Genomic DNA, 20,777 nt, shown 5'->3' with positions numbered 1-20,777 from the left:
AAATATTCATACTTAACCATTATAATTCAACGACTTAATGTTTCACTGGTAGCGGTATTACTGGCTGCCCCCTTGATCACTCTCATACCACCCAATCAAAACTTATCGAATCTAGTTTCAATATCCGTTCTGCTGTTAATTGAACCTTATTTCTCCTTTGCCTAGCAGCCCAACGTCCCAAGTTAAACCCATCCGCTACTTTATATTTATATGGAATTCTTGAATGACCGTGTTGTTGAACATATTGCTTTAAATAAGCAAAGCCCTCTTCCCAATTAAATTCTAATGGATCCCAAACCCAACTCTCCAGTGATTCTAATTTTGAAAGTCGTTCAGGTGTTAATTGTTCTATTTGTTTTCTTTGGGTCCTAACCCATCTCCCCAAATAATATTCATCTTCGGTTTTATACGTTGAAGGAACTCTTGCATGACCTTGCTGTTGAACATACTTCTCTAGATAGGAATATCCTTGATCCCATTGAAACTCTAATGGATCCCAACCCCATCCTGGTAATAATTCTAATTGTGATATATATTTCGCTGCTAATTGTTCCCTACCACGCCTTTGAGTACTGACCCAAATACCTAATTTATATCCATCCGATGTTTTATAGTTTGAAGGCACTCTTGCATGACCTTCTTGTTGGGTTGTAGTGGTCAAGTAAATTCGTACATAACGATCGGTTTTTTAAGCGGCTTCTTTCTCCGCTTGGATTGGGGTTAAATAATTGTTATAACTATGTACACGGAAACTATTGTAATACTTGATGTATTGCATAATATCTTTCTCTGCCTGTTCATAAGATGAATAAAAAGTCTTAGGCATCCATTCAGATTTAAAGCTTCTAAAACAACGCTCCATCGGTGCATTATCCCAACAGTTACCACGCCGACTCATGCTTTGCTTGATCTCATATTCCGACAATTGCTGCTGGAATACCTTACTGGTGTAATGGCACCCCTGATCAGAATGAAACATCAAGTTCTTGGGCTCTCCTCTAGCCGCATAAGCTAATTTTAACGCTCGTGTAGTCAATACTGAGTCAGGACTAGTTGAGCAAGCCCACCCCACGATACGGCGCGCATTTAAATCAATCACCAATGCTAAATATATCCAGCCTGTACCCGACCAAATATAGGTGACATCACCACACCAAACTTGATTAGCCAGTTCGGTAGAAAATTCACGGTTTAAGTGGTTATCCGCTATGTTTGATGGCTTTTCAGCCACCTTGTAACGATGTGCGCCTGGCTGTTTACTTGTCAGCTCCGCTTCTTGCATTAAACTCCGTGTTTTGAAGCGTCCAACAGATTCACCTTGCTGTTTTAATTGAGCAGAAAGGGTACGACTCCCCGCTGAACTGCGGCTCGCTTCATGTAACGCAATAACCTTGGATTTTAACCTGTCTCGCTCAGGATCTGCCTTGTTTGCATGCTTACGGTGGTAGTTGTAACTACTACGACTCATCTCAAATGTTTGCAATAATTCGCATTGTTTGTATTGCTCTCTTAACTCATCAATTAGCATTAAAATTGATACACGTCCGATATTAAGAGAGCTGAAGCCTTTTTTAAAATCTCTTTCTCCCTCTTTAGTTTCTTTATCTGACTTTCCAAATCTTGAATCTTTTGCTGATCAGAAGTAATCGCTCGGCTTCCTTTTGGCGTAACACCATGACGCTCTTCTTTTAATTGAGTGACCCAACGGCGCATTGCTGTAGTTCCAACGCCCATAGCTTCGCAAGCATCATTTATGGAATATGCCTGATCTAATACCAGACTGGCCGCTTCATGTTTAAATTCTGTTGTATAACTTTTTCGTTTACTCATTGGTCTGCATCTTTGATTAAGGGGTTATTATAAACTCCTATCGTTTAGTACAGGATTATTAGACCACTACAGGTATATTCTTCTAGATAAGCAAAGCCTTGCTCCCAATTAAACTCTAGTAAGCTCCAAACCCAGCCATCCAACGATTCCAGTCTTGAAAGTCTTTCAGGTGTTAATTGCCTCCTTTTAACTCTTTGATTAGTGACCCAATTACCTAAATTAAACCCATCTGCTGTTTTGTAATCACCAGAAACTCTTGCATGACCTTCGTGTAAAATATACTCTTCTAAATAAGAAAAACCCTGTTCCCATTTCAAATCAAATAACCCCCAAACCCAGTCATCTAACGCCTCTAATAGTGAAATTTGTTTCGAAGATAATTGGTGCCTATTACGTCTTTGCATATTAACCCATTGCCCCAGGTTATATCCATCTGATGTTTTATAATTCCAGAGTACTCTTGCGTGACCTTTTTGTAGAGTATACAACTTTAAATAATTAAAACCTTGTTCCCATTGAAATGCTGATACACCCCAAACCCAGCCATCCAACGATTCCAGTCTTGAAAGTCTTTCAGGTGTTAATTGTCCCATTTTAGCTCTTTGATTAGTGACCCAATTACCTAAATTAAACCCATCTGCTGTTTTGTAATCACCAGAAACTCTTGTATGGCCATGCTCTTGGGCGTATTTTTTTATATATGAAAAGCCTTGCTCCCATTGAAACTCCAACAAGTCCCAAACCCAGCCCTCTAACGATTTCAATTTGGTTATCCGTTCTGCTGTTAACTGTGTTTTATTTTGCTTTTGAGTGCTGACCCATTGCCCCAATTTATATCCATCTACTGTTTTATATTCCTTAGAAACTCGTGCATGACCTTTCTGTTGAACATATTGTTCTAAACGAGAAAAACCTTCTTCCCATTGAAATGCTGACACATCCCAGGCCCAGCCCTCTAACGATTCCAGTCTTGAAAGTTGTTCATTAGTCAAAGACTTTCTCACCGTCTTTTGATTATTAACCCAACCACCTAATTTATATCCATCCGATGTTTTATAGTTTGAAGGCACTCGTGCATACCCTTTCTGTTGAACATATTGTTCTAAACGAGAAAAACCTTCTTCCCATTGAAATGCTGATACATCCCAAACCCAGCCCTCTAATGATTCCAACCTTGAAAGCTGTTCATCAGTTAATGACTTTTTCTTTGCCTTTTGATTACTGAGCCAATTACCTAATTTAAATCCATCTGCTGTTTTATATTTGCTAGGAACTCTTGCATGACCTTCTTGTTCAACAAACACCTCCAACAACCCAAACCAGAAATGCCAGGACGATGTGGTTTTTTCAACAAGATATGTTTTTAATGATTCTGAAAATGACTCATCTATCGTAGTAGGTAAATCAAAAGCAATTTTTGAAAAACTTTTTTCAGAATTAGCTAAATTACTGCCCCTACCTAAATTAGTACGAAATTCATCCAGTTCGTATGCCAGCACTTCATCATGTGATTTCAAGGCATTCAGCACTTCCCATACAGGCTTAAAGTGACTGGATTGCATGGATGATTCTATATTATCCCCATCTTCAATAAATACAGGGACAATAATGGTGCCAATAGTCTTGTCATCGCTTAAGCGGATGGCTCTGCCAACTGCCTGGATAATATCAACATGACTACTTCTTGGATCTATAAATGCCACACCATCCAGTGAGGGAACATCAACCCCTTCAGATAAGCATCTTGCATTCGATAATAGTCCACGCTCACTTATAGTAAGGCTTTTGAGTTGATCAAGCTTTAAGCGTCTTTTATGGGTAGTCATTTTTCCGGATACAAAGTCAGCCCAGATTTTCCCATCAGGACGGTATTCTTCCTCGATTAAATCAATCGAATTCTGTATCTCTGAGGCAAATGTTTCTGCTCTATTTACCCGACTATGAAAACTGATCATCCTCTTCAGGTCATAGTCTTTAATGGCCTTAATAAGCCCTATTTGTGATGCTAATGATTTTGCATCCTGTGTGTCACCAGCTTCTGTTTTTACCAGTTTACTTTGTTGTATCCATTGCGCTATCATCGGATTATCAACACCAACTAGTACCATCTGATAATCGGTTAATAATTTACGCTTGATGGCCTCACCAAATGTTAAGGCATACAGGACTTTGCCAAAAACAGATTCATCATCCATTCCTGTGACATCCACGCCCATTTCACTAGCTTTCTTTTTTAGATTTGCAGAATAAGTTTTTGGCGTTGCTGTTGTGAATAATCTTTTGTTTGCTCTGATTCGGGATTGATCTAATATCGTCGTAAAATCGCTTCCAGCTTTACCTGTACAGCGATGCGCTTCATCGGCAATCACTAAATCAAACTCTGGAATGTTATTATCACGTTGAGCATCAGCAATAATAGGAGATGATTGATAGGTTGAGAAAATAACTTTATTACCAGAACCTTTTAAAAACTGGCTGATGATATGCATATCCGATGTAACAGGGAATGAGAGGTCTTTTACAGAGTGAATTATGTCATCTTCACTTGATTGCTTGCCCACGGTTTGGTCTGAACATATACATAAAACATCAAAAGGTGTATTCGCAGCATATGTCCATTCTCTTAACGACTGTGATAATAATCCGAGTGACGGGAGCAATACCAGTGTTGATACAGCCGCCTGGCGTTCTTTAATCCAGAGTGTTGTATATGTCTTCCCCGTGCCACAAGCCATGATCAATTGACCACGTCCATTATTTTTAAAGCCTTTTTCTACAGCATCAATGGCCTCTATCTGGTGTGGTCGAGGGATCGGTCGTGATTTTCGTTTTGCGGTATTGAGTGCAGATATGTGTTCAGGGTATTCAATTGCAGCTTGATCAAAATCAGAAAGGAAAAAATGTGTAACCGTCTTTTCTTGAGCATGACAGACTTGCTTGGCATTTTGGCCCATTTGATCTGTCGTTGCAATTAATAGCCTTTTATCAATTCCTGTTCGATTTGATTCACTTAGAAATTTATCGACATCAGATTTGCTGATAGAATACTCAGGAGAATAGCATTTTGCCTGAACTGCCCAAATATCGTTATTTTTATGTTTAAAAACAAGATCAATACCACAATCACGTCCCCATCGGTCTGGGTATTCGTCCCATAACCAAACTTGATCAATTTGTGTAGACCATTCAGGGTCATTTTTTAGAAACCACTTAACGAAATGTTCAAATTGGATGCCCTTTTTTTCAGGGTCAAATGAACTTAAAAAGTTAGAGAATGTTGCCATTAAGTTTTATATTTATACTTTAGAATATTTTAATCAAACTATATCATTAAAAAACCATGAGTGGTGTGAGGCATACAGACGCAAATATGTTTAAATTCTCATTTTCAGTAAACTTTTCATTTCAACTGTTAATATTGAGTGCTTATCAATTATTTCTGTCCTATCAGCTTCAGATAATTGGTGAAGATAGCCATTTCGGAAGAGAAAGGGGGCAGGTATTTGAACTATGATTATTAATAATTCCACTAATCGTGGAAGCGTCATTTAGAATATATTTTTCAGCATATTCAGACAGTGGTTTGACAATCCTCCTTCGTTGAGCCCTTGGGATTTCGCTTAAGTCCTGTTCTGCATTTAACAAACACTGCATAGATTCAACAAAATGCTCATTACCTAAAAACACTTTATTTCTCAAAGCCTCCCAAGGCGATGACTGTCCGCGCCCCTGGCTAACAAATTGTTTATAGGCTTTAACAGCTTTGCTCTGTGGTTTTTAATTCACACTTCGTTCCGCCCATTTTTATTGTTTAACCTGCTAAATCATCCGGGTATTTCTCGGCATCCAGTGTTGCCATACAGCCTGCACCCGCAGAAGTCATTGCCTGTGAATCCAAAACTTATTTCTTTTCCATTGTATTGATAAATGAATTAGCTTCATTAATAGATTGTTGCATGGCATCAATCAGTACTGACACATCTGATTCAATAGTCCGTAATTCGCCTTTCAGAGAAGAAATAGCCTGGGCATTGAGATTATGTTTTAAATATAAAACCTGATCTTTGAAAATTACTAAAACAGGATCTATTTTCTTTTCTGCCCGTTTCATAGCGGCAATAAGCTGGTGGTATTGCTCTTGTGTCTGATTGAGTTGTTGTTGACTACTTCTTTTTAAAGACGCACTGCTGTATTGATCGAGTTCCTGTTCCCATTCTTTAAATAGTGCGCCAGAAACGTCTTCAATATCTTTAATACGTTTATTAACTTCCTGCGCTTTATCGACACTGGCAAGGTATTCTTTGTTAAGTTTATCGTAGGCTTTTTCTAGGTCCCCGCCATCAAAATTGGTCACCGCGGTGAATTGTTCCAGGGCTGTTTGAAATTGCTCCATGGTCTCTTCTTGAGTATCGCGTGCTTTTTCAACACGGTGTACCATGATGTCCCGTTTGGGGATACCCATGGAATCGAGCGTGTTGTAATACATTGTTGAGCAACCGGATAATGCCGCAGTGCTCAGGATAACGAGTAGTGATAAATATTTTAATTTCATAAATATTCCTTTGTGTATAAACAGTTATTGTGTTGTCAGGCTTTAAATCATTTTTTGAATACCGACTGCTTTACTTCACTCCTGTAAAAATGGAGCACTGATAGCACGTACTTTTTCTAATCCATAGTAACCAATAGAACCAAAGGAAACCAAAGGGTCAGAGACTCTATTGATCTCCTTTGATCTTGATAAATATATCTCATTGTTTTATATATTTACTGACTATCCCTTTGGCACACCCCTTGATCTCATATGCAGTTTCTTCTAAAATTTTTATCCTCGTTTAAACAAAAACTTTATTATCAATCACCTGATCCCATTGCTGTCTTAATCGGCTATTTGCCTCAACTAATGGAATTGCATTAATCAGTTGATCACAACGTGACAGTAAATTTGATTGTTGTAGTTTGTCCAAGCCATCATCAATCTCAAAATCCATGGGAATGGCATATTTTTCATGTATATAGTTTTCAATACTTTGATCTAAATTGGCCCGGCTAGTTTCGCCAGCAAGCAATAAAAAAAAGTATGCAAGTATTGCTTCTTTAGATTCTTCAGCTTCAGCGGTATCCGCTAAATAGGTCAGCGCGCCCATATTATTATCCAAACTGTAAAAATACAGATTCTTGGTTAACATTGCACTGTATTTAGCTCGCTGCGAAAAAATCTTGGCGATTTGTCGCCATAACAGCCCCAATAAACCACCGATAGCAATGAGTGCGGAGATTGGATCAATAGTAGCACTGAGTTTACCAATCGTTGCCATTACGCCGCCAGCGGTTCCCCCGCCTCCGGTTACTGCTAATTTAATTTTATCAAAAAGACGCATTTGTATGCGTGTATTGGGAAATTGCATTTCCAGATCTTCGCGTGGAATATCTTTAAATAATTTTAAATACACAACATCATTGTCATTGCTTATACCAAAGACCTTTAATGCTGCATCGGCTTTTTTTTCAGCTTTTTGTACCGACATTTTTTTGTTATTAATAAAATGTTCTATCCATTGCTGGCGGTTTTTTGGCTGTAGCAAAACAAATAAGCGTCGATAAATTAGAATATCAATAGGTTGCTTTTTAAAGCTGAGTTTTTTCCAGTTTCGATATAGTTTTTGCTGTATAGCTGAACCACGATAAAACAAAGCGACTTCAGCGAAATCTCCAAAATCAACGGAAACTTGCACGCCGTAAGGAGAAATTTTATTGAGTGCCTCATTCAAATCCGCTTCTGAAATCTGCTCGTAGTTAGCATCTTCCAAAATCAAATAAAGTTTTTCTTTTAAATGCGTTAGCTGTGTACTGGTATTTTCCTGCGCAGTCATTAAGGTATCCCGATCGGGATTAAACGGTAAATACAGTCGCTTCAGATCCTGTAGGTGTGTGTGGGATTGAGCGTGGAATAAAGAGGTATAGGTTGAACAGAATTGTTTAAATGCATTGTGCTGCTCTGCGGGCAATAACTCTGCAGTTAATAAATCACTGATCAGTCTATCTAAACTAATAGGTATAAAACGTTCCAGTACATCGGCTTGATAGTGGGTGCTATTCTGCATACGTTTCCCGTTTCCTGTCTATTTAATAAATCATTATCTACCCGGGTTAACTTTAAGGTAAATAGAGTGTTATAGATCTTTTTGCTGTCTACTCTTCTGGATATATCGAAAGTAGAAACAGTTTAAATGTTTTAAATTCGTATTATTTTTTTGCTTAATTTAACTTTATTGCACACACTACAGGGCACTGTTTTTTTTGGTAAACCATTAAGTAGATCGGCAAGTTATCAGATATTATTTAACATAATGAGTATCATATTGTATAAATTCCAAAATATCGTTAGCGAATTCTAACAGATTCGGGGGGAATCCATATTTTTACGCAAGCTTATTTTAGGCATCGTTGTCTACAACACGGCAAAAGTTAAGCAGGGACTAAAAATCTTCACTTCGCTTACGCCTGGTTGCCAACGTTTTCAGGTGAAGCATCAAAAACAATTCCATATATTAGAGTTTTATTATATTATAGATCACCAGTATCTCTACATCGCGCCAAACCCTATTCATAACATCAGGAGCTATAACCATGCTGTTTAAACAACTATTTGATAAAGAAAGCTGTACTTACACTTATTTGATTGCTGACCAGGATACTAAAGAAGCCGTTTTAATTGATCCTGTAGATACACACTTAGACGAGTACCTCAACTTATTGCAAGAAAATGATCTTACTTTAAAGTACTCACTGGAAACTCATGTACATGCTGATCATATCACCGCAAGTGGACAATTAAGACAAAAAGTAGGCGCTAAAACCGCCGTAAGTTCGCTTTGTGGTGCAAGCGGTGCAGATATTCAAATCCAGGATGGTGATGTATTTGAGTTCGGCAAAGGTGAAAATATCAAAGTTATTGCTACTCCAGGGCATACTCCCGGTAGTATTTCATTTTTATGGCGAGACCGAGTTTTTACTGGCGATACGCTATTTATTGATGGCTGTGGTCGCACTGATTTTCAAGGCGGTAGTGCTGAAGCTCAATATGACAGTATCACGCAACGATTATTTACCCTGCCTGATGAAACTATCGTTTACCCGGGACATGACTATAAAGGACACTGGATTAGTAATATTGCCCAGGAACGCAGTAGCAATTCGCGGATAGCTGGAAAAACCAAAGCAGAATTTATGGATATTATGGCCAAGCTGAACCTGCCCAAACCTAAGCTAATTGACATGGCAGTTCCAGCTAACCGTTATTGCGGTATAGATGAAGAACTTGCCAATCAAGCGGCCGAGAATCGCGTTGCAGGCTCGGATCCTAAACGCAAAATGTCCAATATGGAAGACCTGCTCAAGCAAATCAAACAAAACATAACCGAAATTGAGCCACTCAAAGCACAAGAGATTATAGCCAATAGCGCTGTCAATATTGTCGATGTAAGAGAAGAAAGCGAGTTTAATGCGGGGCATATTGACCATGCAATCCCGTTACCTAGAGGTGTATTAGAGTTTAAAATCAATTCGATAGCTGAACTTACCGACAAATCGGCTGCAATCATTGTTTATTGCGCCACTGGAAAACGCTCTGCTTTAGCTGCCAATACTATGCAAGGTATGGGCTACACCAATGTGCTGTCGATTGCCGGTGGCTATGAGGCTTGGAAACAACAACTATAGCGAGTATTATCGGATCAGCAGCACTTTAATAGGTGTTGTTAATCATCACCTTAAAACTAAAAATAATAATTAAAGCGAGGAAATATGTCTGAACTACATCATTCTATTCTTATTGTTGGCGGAGGCGCTGCAGGTGTTTCTACAGCAAATAATATGCGGCGTAAAAATGCAACGATTGATATTGCCCTGATCGAACCGTCTGAGAAACATTACTATCAACCCGGCTTTACTATTATTGGCGGCGGCGCTTATACGCTGAAACGAGCAAGCAAAAACGAAGCGGATCTGATACATTCAAGTGTGACCTGGATTAAGGATTTTGCCGAGAGTTTTCAGCCTGAAGAAAATAAAGTCACCTTAAAATCCGGTGACGTTATCAGTTACGACTTTTTAGTCGTCTGCCCTGGTCTGCAACTGGATTTTAATAAAATTGAGGGGTTAGTTGAAACATTAGGAAAAAACGGTGTTTGCAGTAATTATTCTGCAGATACTGTGGAATATACCTGGGAAGTCTTGCAAAAAATAGAGTCAGGAAATGCCTTATTCACCCAGCCACCTATGCCTATCAAATGTGCCGGTGCGCCGCAAAAAATCATGTATCTGGCGGCTGACCGTTTTCGCAAAAAAGGTATAGCAGATAAAGTTAATGTGGAATTCCTTAATGCTGGCCCGGGGATGTTTGGTGTGCCTTTCTTTGCCAAAGCACTGAGCAAAGTGGTTAAAGATTACGGGATTACCACTCACTTTAATCATAATTTAGTAGCCATTGATGGCGCAGCTAAAACAGCAACCTTCGAAGCAACTGATGCTGATGGTCTTAAATCGACAGTGACTAAAGCATTTGACATGATACACGTCACCCCTCCGCAAAGTGCCCCTGACTTTATCAAAACAAGTCCTTTAGCAAATGAAGCTGGCTGGGTTGATGTTCATCAAGGCACCTTACAGCATAACAAATACAGCAATATTTTTGGATTAGGTGATGTGACGTCAACACCAAACGCTAAAACAGCAGCTGCAGTCAGAAAACAAGTGCCTGTAGTTGTCGATAACATTCTCAAGTTGTTGGAGAATCAATCAGTTATTGACGGCTATGATGGTTATGGCTCTTGTCCGCTAACCACATCATTAAACATGGTGATGTTAGCTGAATTTGCCTATGGCGGTAAAGTAACGCCTTCATTCCCTTTTCTTGATCCCAGAACAAATAGCCGTCTGTGGTGGTTTGGGAAAACATTCGGCTTTCCGTGGTTATATTGGCATATCATGATTAAAGGTATACGTTTTGATATTCCACATAAAGCCTCTTACGTGGAGAATCTGACCAAAGAAGACTAAGCAGCGAGAATTCAATAATACCCGAGTCTAACTTGTCTTTTGTCATCAGCCAGCTTTGGTGATGATCTACTTTAAGATGGGACATAACTATGTGTAGGGCGCGGCTTAAGCCCGCCTTTAAATGCCCTCTCTGGCATTAGCGAGCTACAGCCGCCCTACAGATTTGATGCTGTTTTGTTGCAAACGAAAGTTAACGTGTCACAGTAATCAATAAACCTGCACTACTCATTTCCCAAACAATCATAATAACTTTCATGGCTTTACCAAAAACCAGCAAATGGATTAACACATACTTCACTATCTCAGTCTGGTTAAAAAATTACACCCGGGAAGATCTGAGCGGTGATATTTTTGCTGGTATTATTACAGCTATTTTGTTGCTTCCCCAAGGCATTGCCTATGCAATGCTGGCTGGGCTTCCACCACAAGTCGGTTTATATGCCAGTATCCTGCCTCCACTTATTTACGCTCTTTTAGGCACCAGCAAAACTTTATCAGTAGGTCCTGTTTCTATCGCCGCCATTATGATCGCCAGTGTTTTAACTGCACCAGAAATCACAGAATTAGGCAGCACTGTTGAAAATGCCATTATCCTGGCTGCGGAAGGTGGTTTTATTTTATTATTCATGGCCATGCTACGCATGGGGGGGCTAGTAAATTTTATCAGTCACCCGGTACTAACAGGATTTACCAGTGGCGCAGCAATACTGATCGTATTAAGTCAGATTCCGCACTTACTCGGTTTATCAAAACCTCAATGTGGCCTTGACCTGGCCTGCTATGGCGACTATTTTCAACACTTCAATCACTATACTGTGGGACTAAGTCTTTTTAGTATCTTGCTATTACTGTCCTTTGGCTCGCCTTTGGCAATGCTGCTTAAACAATTTAAAGTTAGACCAAACATGATCATCGGGTTCAGTAAAAGCGCACCTTTATTAGCCGTTATCATGACCACTTTACTGGTTAAATTTTATCAGTTGTCAGACTTGCATAATGTCTCTATTGTCGGTGAAATTCAACCCGGCCTGCCAAATATCAGTTTTGCATTTTTCAGCAACATCACTCAATGGCAAGCCTTATTACCCGGCGCTACTTTTATCGCCATTATTGCCTATGTTGAAAGCGTCGCTATTGCCAAAGTCACCGCCAATTTAAGAAACCAGAAGATCAACCCTAATCAGGAACTGATTGCCTTAGGTGCTGCTAATCTGGCAACAGCATTTTCGGGCGGCATGTCAGTTGCGGGCGGGTTTAGTCGTACCATGGTTAATTTCACTGCCGGTGCACGCACGCAAATGGCTATGTTAATTGCCGTGGTACTACTCAGCATCACGGTTATCTTTTTTGCCGAACAATTCACCTACCTGCCTAAAGCCGCTTTAGCCGCAGTTATCCTCATCGCTATTTTTCCTCTAATAAAATTACGTAAAATCATTACCACCTGGAAATATGATCCAGGCGATGGTATTGCCGAATTAATTACCTTGCTTGGAGTACTCGCACTAGGCATTGAAAAAGGCATTGCCCTGGGCGTTATCATTACCATATTATGTTATTTACGCCGCACCAGCCATCCGCATATTGCAGTTGTAGGGCGCATAAAAGCGACGCAACATTTCAGGAATATAAAGCGTCATCAGGTAGAAACATGGAAAAAACTACTATTGATTAGAATCGATGAAAATATCAGCTTCGCGAATGTCAGCTATATTATCGATTTTATAGAAGAGGAAACTCTCAATAATAAAGAGTTAAAACATGTCATATTAATTTTTTCTTCTGTCAGCTATATTGATAGTACTGCTTTTGAAGCTCTGGAAAATCTCATTAACACGTTAAAAAAACAACATATCCTACTGCATTTAGCAGAAGTCAAAGGCCCAGTGCTTGATAAACTGAATCAAACTGATCTGCTTGATCAATTAAGCCCAGGTTTGGTGTTTTTTCAGACGATTGATGCAGTAGAACAGCTTAGTGCCTGATAACATCTAGGTATATATCAATATCAGTTATAAATACCCTGACCGAATCTCATCGTTCCTTTCGCTTTCCTGATTACGTATTAGTTGCAGCTACTATAGAATAAAAGCATTAAATTCAGTATATTAAAAAAGTAGCCGGTCATTCCCGAAATATTTTATCGGGAATCTATTTTCTTATCTACCTGGAATCCTGCTAAAAGTCTGCAGAAATAACGAGGCCTTGAGTATAGCCAAAGGGGTATATGCATAATCCTGATATTAGGATATGGTGATTTTACGATTGATATTAAGTATGATATTTATCGTCATAAACAATAGACATTTCTCCGGAACTGTATTTGCAAATTCAGCGTCAAGATTATGCTAATAACGAAGCGCTAATACTATGCAGGCATACATTTTCCCCCTTATCCGCCGAATATCAATACTGGCTGGCTGCCTGGCAATGTCCAATACAGCACAAGCCGAATGGTCTGGAGGTTTTGATTTAAGTACCTACTATACAGATGATGTCGGCCTGTTTTCAGTCACACGCCGTCTTTCATTAGAGGAGGACCCTACCCAACCTATAGTAGATGAGCCAGACCAGGGTTCTGATTTTGTCTATGAACCTAATGCCAACATCAGCTGGGGTACTGAAAATAATCTGGGAGAATTTGTAATGTCTCTTGATGCTGGCGGATATATTTTTCAAGATCATTCAGACTACACTCATGGTTTTTTCCAGTTTGCCATTGAACAGGAACTCGCTGAAAATACAAATTTAAAACTGTATTATGACGCGAATTCAAGCAATTAATGCAACACCCTGTGATTTATTTAGAAGTTACGCATTGACGACAGGTTGAAATTCTGGGTTTAAATGGCTTATATTTGGCATAAACGTCTCAATAAATGAAGCCATGATATCTTTGAATAAATTTCTTTGCACGCTATAGCAATTACTAATGACCTCTGCGAAGCTCAATTTTTGTAATTGAACAAACCCACAAATTGCAGCAAAAAGGTGATTTTTAATGGCTCCTTTGCTGCGAACCTGAAATCGCTCAATGTTACATACTTGCTTAATTGCACGATGATATTGCTCAATTTGCCAATGCCGATCATGTTGTTCGGTAAAATCCCTACTGCCAAAGGACTTGGTTTGCTCGTCATTAGGTAGTGCACTTATATAATGGCGAAGTTGGTCTTTCAACTTTGTCCGAAATAATTTCACGTACCCAAAATTTTTGAGCCAAACGACCAAGCCTTCCTCTGGAACTTCTAGTTGCTTAACTTGAACCCATGTTCCTTCTTCAACAGAAACCAAGCGGTTACTTTCCAGCGCAAAGAGCAATCCTATCTGATGATTTCTAATCCGTTTAAGATTTTTTACGCAACTGTACCAACTATCTCCTGTTACAAAGCCTGGCTCAAGCCCCCAAGATAATACCTCTGCAAGCATATCCAGAAAGTAGTCATTTTTTGTTTTCCCTTCGGCTTTATCTACCACTCGAAAATTGACAGGTTGGTGTTTTCCTTGAGTATCCGTGTAGTACAAAGTAACAAGGTTAATCCCTTTGACCGCTCGGTGATGCTTGCCTGACCAAAAATGACTGACAAAAGCCATGTACTGACTATGAGGCTTATCCAGTACGCTATCGTCAACACTTAAGGTTCCGCCCTTTAAATTCAAAGTAGGACTGGCTTCGTTATATAAATCGCGCCCGGTATACGATTCACGATTCAGAAATCGGTTGACGCTATCATGTGAAATTGACATAACTTCTCCTAGCCGGCAACAGCTAGCCTGTTTAGGCTCACTTAACAAAAATCCTATGTACATCGGTAAAGTACAACGAGCAGTTGATGGGCGGGTTATTTCTCTTATCAAGGTCTAGATTTATAGTGGATTCGGCATTTTTCTGTATTATAGTTTAACATTGACTGTCAATGCGTAACTTCTATTATTTATATCAACCCCCGTTATTTGGCAAAATACTTCCCATGGAGTTCTGTAATTTAACCCTTTTCTTGGACGATGATTAAGTGCTGTAATTGCACTATCAACCTCATCTTGAGTTACCTTATCCAAAGGTTCTTTTTTAGGGAAGTATTGCCTTAATAAGCCATTGTGGTTTTCATTTAAACCTCGTTGCCACGAATGATACGGTTTGGCAAAATAAGTGCCGCAGTCGAGTGTTTTTGCAATGGCTTCATGCCCACAAAACTCACGTCCATTATCAAAGGTAATCGTGTGAACCCAACGTTTAAAAGGCTCAAGAGCATTGATAATCGCCTCTTTCGTTAGTTCAGATTCTTTACGCTCAATTGAGATGGCGAAGTTGAGCTTTGAGACCCGTTCAGTCAGCGTCACCAATACGCCTTTATGTCCTTTACCGATAACAGTATCTGCTTCCCAATCACCTAAACGCGTTTTATCATCAACCACTTGTGGTCGCTCATCAATATCAACACGGCTGGGTATCGTTCCGCGATAATCATTTTTTCCATATCGCTTACGATAAGGTTTGGCTTGATGCCTCAAATAAGTATACAAATCGCCACCGGCTGCTTTGTTAGCTAAAATATAACGGTAAATAGTCTCATGACTGACGGAGTCCTTACCTTGTTGTTTTAAGCGTCCTGAAATACAGTCAGAACTCCATTTCTCTTTGATTAAAGGCGTTATTATCTGTTGTAACTCAGCCGTCATCTTGATGTTTTTGGGCTTATCAATATGGCGTTGTTTAGCTATTCTCTCAGCTTGCTTGTAACGATAACCACACTGACCTGTATTACGCGTAATTTCACGTCCAATAGTCGATTTATGACGCCCCAATGTGATGGCTATTTGATTCTTAGAAACGCCTTGTTTTAGTTGCGTATAAATGTAAAATCTTTCCTCTTGGGTTAGATGGTTAAACGTGTTCATTGAGCACCTCTTTTTAGTTTCAGGTTTTAGTCGACGGAAACTATACCATCTAACCCTTTAAAGAGGTGTTGCAGTTATTATATGAATTCGGGTGATTTTATTCCCGGGCTATTTTTAGGAAAGAATTCACTACCTGAAGAACACCTTAGCGGCTCAGAAGAACATAATGAAACCGAAGTAGATGAACAATTAAACAATCATATTTTGGCAATACATCTTGAACAAGAGCTCACTGAGCATCTTATTTTACGTGCTTTGGTTCGCTATGGAGCCAGATTATACAACCAGCCTTTTAGCTATCGTGATACCCAGTTTTTTACCATTGGTCCACACCTGGAGTGGATTATTACCCCTGACATTGAGCTATTAGTCGGCTATCATTTTGAACGCGGTTATACCGATAAAGATCAAACCGCCCAATATCAGGATGATATCGGCTATATCAATCATTTTGCATCAGCCGAACTTAAGCTCCGTCTACTACCTGAACTGTTCATGAACATAATCTTTGATTACGAACATAATGATTATACCAGCCCATATGAAAATGATATTCATCATGATAGCTACGAAAATGTTTATCAGGGAGAGATCGAATTTTTGTATGAAATGACTGAAGCAATTGCGCTAAAAGCCGGTTGGCAGCATGGCAACCGAAAATTTAGTTATGAAACACGTAATGTCCATAATAACAATGGCTGGATTGGTGTTGAATATCACTTTTGATATTGCTCTGAAATCCAAATTCAGGAAAGCAAATTCTCATATTCATTAATAATAATTTTCACGTGATTTAACATCCCTGCTCTCCGTTGTTGCAGAAAATCAAAAAAACCAGTCAATCAGCTAAGTTCCTCTCTGCCCACTAGCACTGCCCCACAAAAGTGCATAAATTTTTTATACTGCACTTAAAGATCGCACTCCAGGCAAGAATAGTCTTGTAAAAAATACTAAAGCATCCGTACTTCTATTAACCTGGAAACCGCAGTTGAACGCTATAAAACACTATAAGTGGCGGAATATACAAATATAATGATCGTAAACGCTTGTCACCTGTTGGGTGACTATACACCGCTTCACAATTTTGTGGATAAATCTGAGCACGAAATCCGTACTCAACTGCGGTTTCTAGGATTAAAAAATGTACCGCGCAAAATAAAACAATGACTATAGCGAGATATTAGCTATTTTTGGAACAGTTGTTGCTTTGATCATGTGATATGTAAAAAGCGATTTACATAACTCCCCCTTAAAAAAACTTTGAACCCTATCTTAGAGAGAAATAATTATGTCTTATTTAGAACCAACCGAATTTGTTACCAAAATGGTTGATGCTGGTGAATCTAAAGTTTATATGTCAACTAAAGACACTTTGATTCGCGCGTTCATGGCCGGAGCAACGTTAGCGCTTGCGGCTATATTTGCGATTACTGTCGCAGTAAAAACAGGCTCACCTTTATTAGGTGCAGTGCTTTTCCCGGTTGGATTCATTATGTTATATCTAATGAAATTTGACTTGTTAACTGGCGTCTTTATGCTCGTGCCGCTTGCTCTTCTTGATAAAAGGCCCGGGGTCACCGTAAATCAGGTATTGCGCAACTGGGGATTAGTGTTTATTGGTAATTTCGCAGGTGCCCTGGCTGTTGCTTTTATGATGTCTTTTATTTTGACTTATGGCTATAGCACTGATGGTGGTGCCATCGCAGCAAAAGTGGGAAAAATAGGTGAAGCCAGAACCTTGGGTTATAAACAATACGGAATTTCTGGGTGGATGACGATTTTTATACGCGGCATGCTGTGTAACTGGATGGTTTCTATGGGGGTTGTCGGTGCGATGATTTCTACTTCCGCAACGGGGAAAATGATGGCAATGTGGATGCCCATTATGCTGTTCTTTTATATGGGCTTTGAGCATTCAATTGTAAATATGTTCTTATTCCCATTCTCAATGATTATGGGAGGTGGGTTTACTGTAGCAGACTATTTAATCTGGAATGAACTGCCTACTGTATTGGGTAATTTAGTCGGCGGCTTTGTATTTGTTGGATTACCCTTGTATTACACTCATGTAAGAACTAGCCCGCAACGTGCTTTATAACGGTAAGCTTGCTATCAAAGTAAATGAATTATCAGCTCACAAAGAGCTGAAACTTTTATTATGCCAAATCAATTAAAAATAGCCACCGGTCAATACTCTGACAAAGGTCGTAAGGAAGTCAATCAGGACTTCCATGGCATCGGCATCCCGCAGGAACCTCTGCTAACGACCAAAGGAATTGCCATTGCCCTTGCCGATGGTATCAGTAGTAGTGATGTCAGCCAGATTGCCAGTAAAGCGGCGATTACAGGCTTTTTAGAAGACTATTTTTGCACCTCGGAAGCCTGGTCAGTAAAGAAATCTGCACAACGCGTTCTGATTGCAACCAACTCCTGGTTACATGCACAGACTCGGCAAAGCCAATACCGTTTTAATAAAGACCGGGGCTATGTATGCACATTCAGCGCCATCATTATCAAATCGACAATGGCGCATATTTTTCATGTGGGAGATACCCGTATCTATCGGTTGAACGGTAATGCTTTAGAGCAATTGACCCATGATCATCGCTTGTGGGTTTCGCCGGATAAAAGCTACCTTAGCCGTGCTTTAGGTATCGATTCTCATATTGAAATTGATTATCAAACCCTGCCCGTGGAAAAGGGAGATATTTTCCTGTTAGCGACAGATGGTGTTTATGAATATGCTGCTGATCATTTCATCAGCAAAGCGATAAATAAGCATCAAAATAATCTGGATAAGGCAGCTAAAATTATTGTAGAAGAAGCCTACAAAAGAGGCAGTACAGATAATCTCACCACGCAAATTATCAGAGTTGATGAACTACCCGATCCGGGCTCCGATCAGATTTATCAGCAATTAACCAGATTACCGTTTCCTCCCGTACTTGAAGCAAGGATGACTTTTGATGGCTACACCATTATCAGAGAAATACATGCCAGCAGTCGTAGTCACGTTTACCTGGTGTTGGATAATGCAACCAATACGCAAGTCATCATAAAGGCGCCTTCCATTGACCTTCGGGATGACCCGGCTTATCTGGAACGATTTTTGATGGAAGAGTGGATCGCCAGACGCATAAATAATGCACATGTACTCAAGCCGTGCTTACAGACCCGGCAACGTCATTATCTCTATATCGTCATGGAATTCATTGATGGCCAGACCTTAGCTCAGTGGATGATCGATCATCCAAAACCGGAGATAGAATCAGTGCGTGGCATAGTGGAACAAATTGCCAAAGGATTACGCGCTTTTCACCGTCTGGAAATGCTGCATCAGGATTTAAGACCCAACAATATTATGATTGACCGCACGGGAACGGTCAAAATTATTGATTTTGGTTCAACTAGAGTAGCCGGCATTATGGAAATGACAAGGCCCATTGAACAAAACAATCTGCTCGGTACTGCTCAATATACTGCACCAGAATATTTTCTGGGAGAATCAGGCTCAGTGCGCTCGGATATGTTTTCTTTGGGCGTTATTTGTTACCAAATGTTAACCGGCAGACTACCCTATGGAACTCAAGTAGCAAAATCCAGGACTAAAGCGGCACAAAATAAATTAAGCTATAGCACCCTACTTAATGATGACCGCGATATTCCTGAGTGGATTGATGACGCACTCAGAAAGGTATTACATCCAAACCCATACCAGCGTTATCAGGAATTATCCGAGTTTGTATTTGATCTGCGTCACCCTAATAGAGAATTTTTAAATAAAACCCGCCCGCCACTGATGGAACGTAATCCAGTGGTTTTCTGGAAAGGTGTCTGTTTAATCCTGACAATTATTATAGGCGTATTATTGAGTAACTGAGGCAGCACATTTTCTTAATGATGTAACAGCGCATATGGGTATTAACAGTAGGCGATTTTTCGTAAAACAAGAAAATTGTAATCAAACATTATAAATTACGTAAATCCGGCGTTATTTGTCCGTGCTTTGCACCCTTAATAAACCCGTTTCATTTTATTACCTTAGTGGAGTCAAATATGGAAACCAGTGAAATAACTCAAAAACTGTTAGCCGCAAAAAACAAAAAAGAGAAAAGTTTTGCGGATTTAGGCAAACTTATCAACAGAGATGAAGTCTGGGTCGCAGCGCTTTTTTACCGTCAAGCGAGTGCTTCCGAAGAAGAAGCATCAATAATAAGCGTTGCACTTGAGCTTGAACAAGACATCTTTAATAAGTTAACTGAATATCCTGTCAAAGGGCTTGGGCCTTTGGTTCCTACCGATCCTCTGATATATCGATTTTATGAAATCATGCAAATCTATGGAATGCCTATGAAGGAAGTCATACAGGAGAAATTCGGCGATGGCATCATGAGTGCCATAGATTTCACTTTGGATATTGATAAAGTAGAAGACCCGAAAGGTGACCGAGTCAAAGTCACCATGAACGGGAAATTTTTGCCTTATAAAAAATGGTAGGCTTAATTTCTTATAGCAAAGTAAACCGGGTAACCGCAGTTGAGGACGGATGCAACGGAGTATTGTCGCCCAACAGGTGACAAGCATTTACGAACATTATATTTTATATTCAGTCACTGATAATGTTTTATAGCGGTCAACTGCGGTTTCCAGGGTAAATCAAGCCGATGTATTTTATTGGCTGCAATAACCAACAAAACAGTCTTTCAATACAGGATTTGATTGCTATCGCTCGATGCTCAAGCTTGACGATTATCCTAAGAAAATAAGATGAGACTCTAATTCATAGATCAGTATCAATTTAAATTTTCTCGTTCCTCACGCTCTGCGTGGGAATGCAGTTTGTGACGTTCTGCGTCACAGAACGCAGAGCGTTCCCGTATGAATTCCCACGGAGACCATGGGAACTAGGCCAAAGGTTTGCCTCGCCCATGATTAATGTAATATCAAGAAACTATCGTGAGTTCAGGTTGTCTGATATTGAATATTGA

15 protein-coding genes are annotated in these 20,777 nt (G+C 39.6%); 8 read left to right on the top strand and 7 right to left on the bottom strand.

The features are described from left to right. Positions 1-82 precede the first annotated feature (82 nt). From AU255_RS06935 to AU255_RS06915, 5 genes are all read right to left on the bottom strand, one after another. Complete coding sequence (locus AU255_RS06935) at positions 83-661, bottom strand: helicase associated domain-containing protein (RefSeq protein WP_080522193.1); 579 nt, start codon at positions 659-661, stop codon at positions 83-85. A gap of 27 nt (positions 662-688) precedes the next feature. Next, positions 689-1,830, bottom strand: a protein-coding gene (locus AU255_RS06930; RefSeq protein ID WP_143735875.1) for an IS3 family transposase whose coding sequence is annotated in 2 segments (ribosomal slippage) — positions 689-1,575 and positions 1,575-1,830 — 1,143 coding nt in all. Because the reading frame shifts where the segments join, the coding sequence is not laid out codon by codon here. Positions 1,831-1,874: 44 nt separating this feature from the next. Next, complete coding sequence (locus AU255_RS06925) at positions 1,875-5,114, bottom strand: DEAD/DEAH box helicase (RefSeq protein ID WP_080522192.1); 3,240 nt, start codon at positions 5,112-5,114, stop codon at positions 1,875-1,877. Between the two features lie 617 nt (positions 5,115-5,731). Beyond that, positions 5,732-6,382: a DUF2959 domain-containing protein gene (locus AU255_RS06920; protein ID WP_080522191.1), complete on the bottom strand. Its 651-nt coding sequence runs from the start codon at positions 6,380-6,382 to the stop codon at positions 5,732-5,734. 283 nt (positions 6,383-6,665) lie between these two features. Continuing rightward, entirely contained in the window at positions 6,666-7,934 is a 1,269-nt protein-coding gene (locus AU255_RS06915; RefSeq protein ID WP_080522190.1) for a DUF3754 domain-containing protein, read from the bottom strand. 526 nt (positions 7,935-8,460) lie between these two features. On the opposite strand from AU255_RS06915, the gene AU255_RS06910 reads away from it, so the two are divergent. The 4 genes from AU255_RS06910 (at position 8,461) to AU255_RS06895 (ending at position 13,674) form a co-directional block, all read left to right on the top strand. After that, entirely contained in the window at positions 8,461-9,552 is a 1,092-nt protein-coding gene (locus AU255_RS06910; protein WP_080522189.1) for an MBL fold metallo-hydrolase, read from the top strand. 84 nt (positions 9,553-9,636) lie between these two features. Beyond that, a complete protein-coding gene (locus tag AU255_RS06905; RefSeq protein WP_080522188.1) occupies positions 9,637-10,890 on the top strand; it encodes an NAD(P)/FAD-dependent oxidoreductase in 1,254 nt (417 codons plus the stop codon). A gap of 254 nt (positions 10,891-11,144) precedes the next feature. Next, entirely contained in the window at positions 11,145-12,875 is a 1,731-nt protein-coding gene (locus AU255_RS06900; protein WP_080522187.1) for a SulP family inorganic anion transporter, read from the top strand. Positions 12,876-13,320: 445 nt separating this feature from the next. After that, positions 13,321-13,674 (top strand): hypothetical protein, encoded by a 354-nt coding sequence (locus AU255_RS06895; RefSeq protein ID WP_143735874.1) that lies wholly within the window; start codon positions 13,321-13,323, stop codon positions 13,672-13,674. 27 nt (positions 13,675-13,701) lie between these two features. On the opposite strand, the gene AU255_RS06890 is transcribed toward AU255_RS06895, so the two are convergent. Together AU255_RS06890 and AU255_RS06885 are read right to left on the bottom strand one after the other, a co-directional pair. Further along, positions 13,702-14,745, bottom strand: a complete 1,044-nt coding sequence (locus AU255_RS06890; RefSeq protein WP_080523234.1) for an IS701 family transposase — start codon at positions 14,743-14,745, stop codon at positions 13,702-13,704. A 39-nt stretch (positions 14,746-14,784) separates the two neighbouring features. Beyond that, complete coding sequence (locus tag AU255_RS06885) at positions 14,785-15,789, bottom strand: IS30 family transposase (protein WP_143735873.1); 1,005 nt, start codon at positions 15,787-15,789, stop codon at positions 14,785-14,787. A gap of 81 nt (positions 15,790-15,870) precedes the next feature. Here AU255_RS06885 and AU255_RS06880 point away from each other — a divergent pair, with 81 nt between their 5' ends. The 4 genes from AU255_RS06880 (at position 15,871) to cynS (ending at position 20,286) form a co-directional block, all read left to right on the top strand. After that, positions 15,871-16,515 carry an outer membrane beta-barrel protein gene (locus AU255_RS06880; RefSeq protein ID WP_080522185.1) on the top strand — a complete coding sequence of 215 codons (645 nt, stop codon included), beginning with the start codon at positions 15,871-15,873 and terminating at the stop codon, positions 16,513-16,515. A gap of 562 nt (positions 16,516-17,077) precedes the next feature. Continuing rightward, positions 17,078-17,887 carry a formate/nitrite transporter family protein gene (locus tag AU255_RS06875; protein WP_080522184.1) on the top strand — a complete coding sequence of 270 codons (810 nt, stop codon included), beginning with the start codon at positions 17,078-17,080 and terminating at the stop codon, positions 17,885-17,887. A gap of 60 nt (positions 17,888-17,947) precedes the next feature. After that, a complete protein-coding gene (locus AU255_RS06870; RefSeq protein ID WP_080522183.1) occupies positions 17,948-19,669 on the top strand; it encodes a bifunctional protein-serine/threonine kinase/phosphatase in 1,722 nt (573 codons plus the stop codon). 176 nt (positions 19,670-19,845) lie between these two features. Then, the gene (gene cynS, locus AU255_RS06865; RefSeq protein WP_080522182.1) at positions 19,846-20,286 is read left to right on the top strand and encodes a cyanase; all 441 of its coding nucleotides are present in this window, start codon (positions 19,846-19,848) and stop codon (positions 20,284-20,286) included. Positions 20,287-20,777: the final 491 nt, after the last annotated feature.

The organism is Methyloprofundus sedimenti (assembly GCF_002072955.1).
Taxonomy (GTDB): domain Bacteria; phylum Pseudomonadota; class Gammaproteobacteria; order Methylococcales; family Methylomonadaceae; genus Methyloprofundus; species Methyloprofundus sedimenti.
Note: the sequence above shows the minus strand (reverse complement) of the source record. Positions and strands in the feature narration are given on the sequence as shown.

Excerpts from the sequence above, each read along its gene's own strand:
- AU255_RS06925 (WP_080522192.1), bottom strand. The coding sequence starts at position 5,114 with ATGGCAACATTCTCTAACTTTTTAAGTTCATTTGACCCTGAAAAAAAG.
- AU255_RS06920 (WP_080522191.1), bottom strand. The coding sequence starts at position 6,382 with ATGAAATTAAAATATTTATCACTACTCGTTATCCTGAGCACTGCGGCA.
- AU255_RS06915 (WP_080522190.1), bottom strand. The coding sequence starts at position 7,934 with ATGCAGAATAGCACCCACTATCAAGCCGATGTACTGGAACGTTTTATA.
- AU255_RS06910 (WP_080522189.1), top strand. The coding sequence starts at position 8,461 with ATGCTGTTTAAACAACTATTTGATAAAGAAAGCTGTACTTACACTTAT.
- AU255_RS06905 (WP_080522188.1), top strand. The coding sequence starts at position 9,637 with ATGTCTGAACTACATCATTCTATTCTTATTGTTGGCGGAGGCGCTGCA.
- AU255_RS06900 (WP_080522187.1), top strand. The coding sequence starts at position 11,145 with ATGGCTTTACCAAAAACCAGCAAATGGATTAACACATACTTCACTATC.
- AU255_RS06895 (WP_143735874.1), top strand. The coding sequence starts at position 13,321 with ATGTCCAATACAGCACAAGCCGAATGGTCTGGAGGTTTTGATTTAAGT.
- AU255_RS06885 (WP_143735873.1), bottom strand. The coding sequence starts at position 15,789 with ATGAACACGTTTAACCATCTAACCCAAGAGGAAAGATTTTACATTTAT.
- AU255_RS06880 (WP_080522185.1), top strand. The coding sequence starts at position 15,871 with ATGAATTCGGGTGATTTTATTCCCGGGCTATTTTTAGGAAAGAATTCA.
- AU255_RS06875 (WP_080522184.1), top strand. The coding sequence starts at position 17,078 with ATGTCTTATTTAGAACCAACCGAATTTGTTACCAAAATGGTTGATGCT.
- AU255_RS06870 (WP_080522183.1), top strand. The coding sequence starts at position 17,948 with ATGCCAAATCAATTAAAAATAGCCACCGGTCAATACTCTGACAAAGGT.
- cynS (WP_080522182.1), top strand. The coding sequence starts at position 19,846 with ATGGAAACCAGTGAAATAACTCAAAAACTGTTAGCCGCAAAAAACAAA.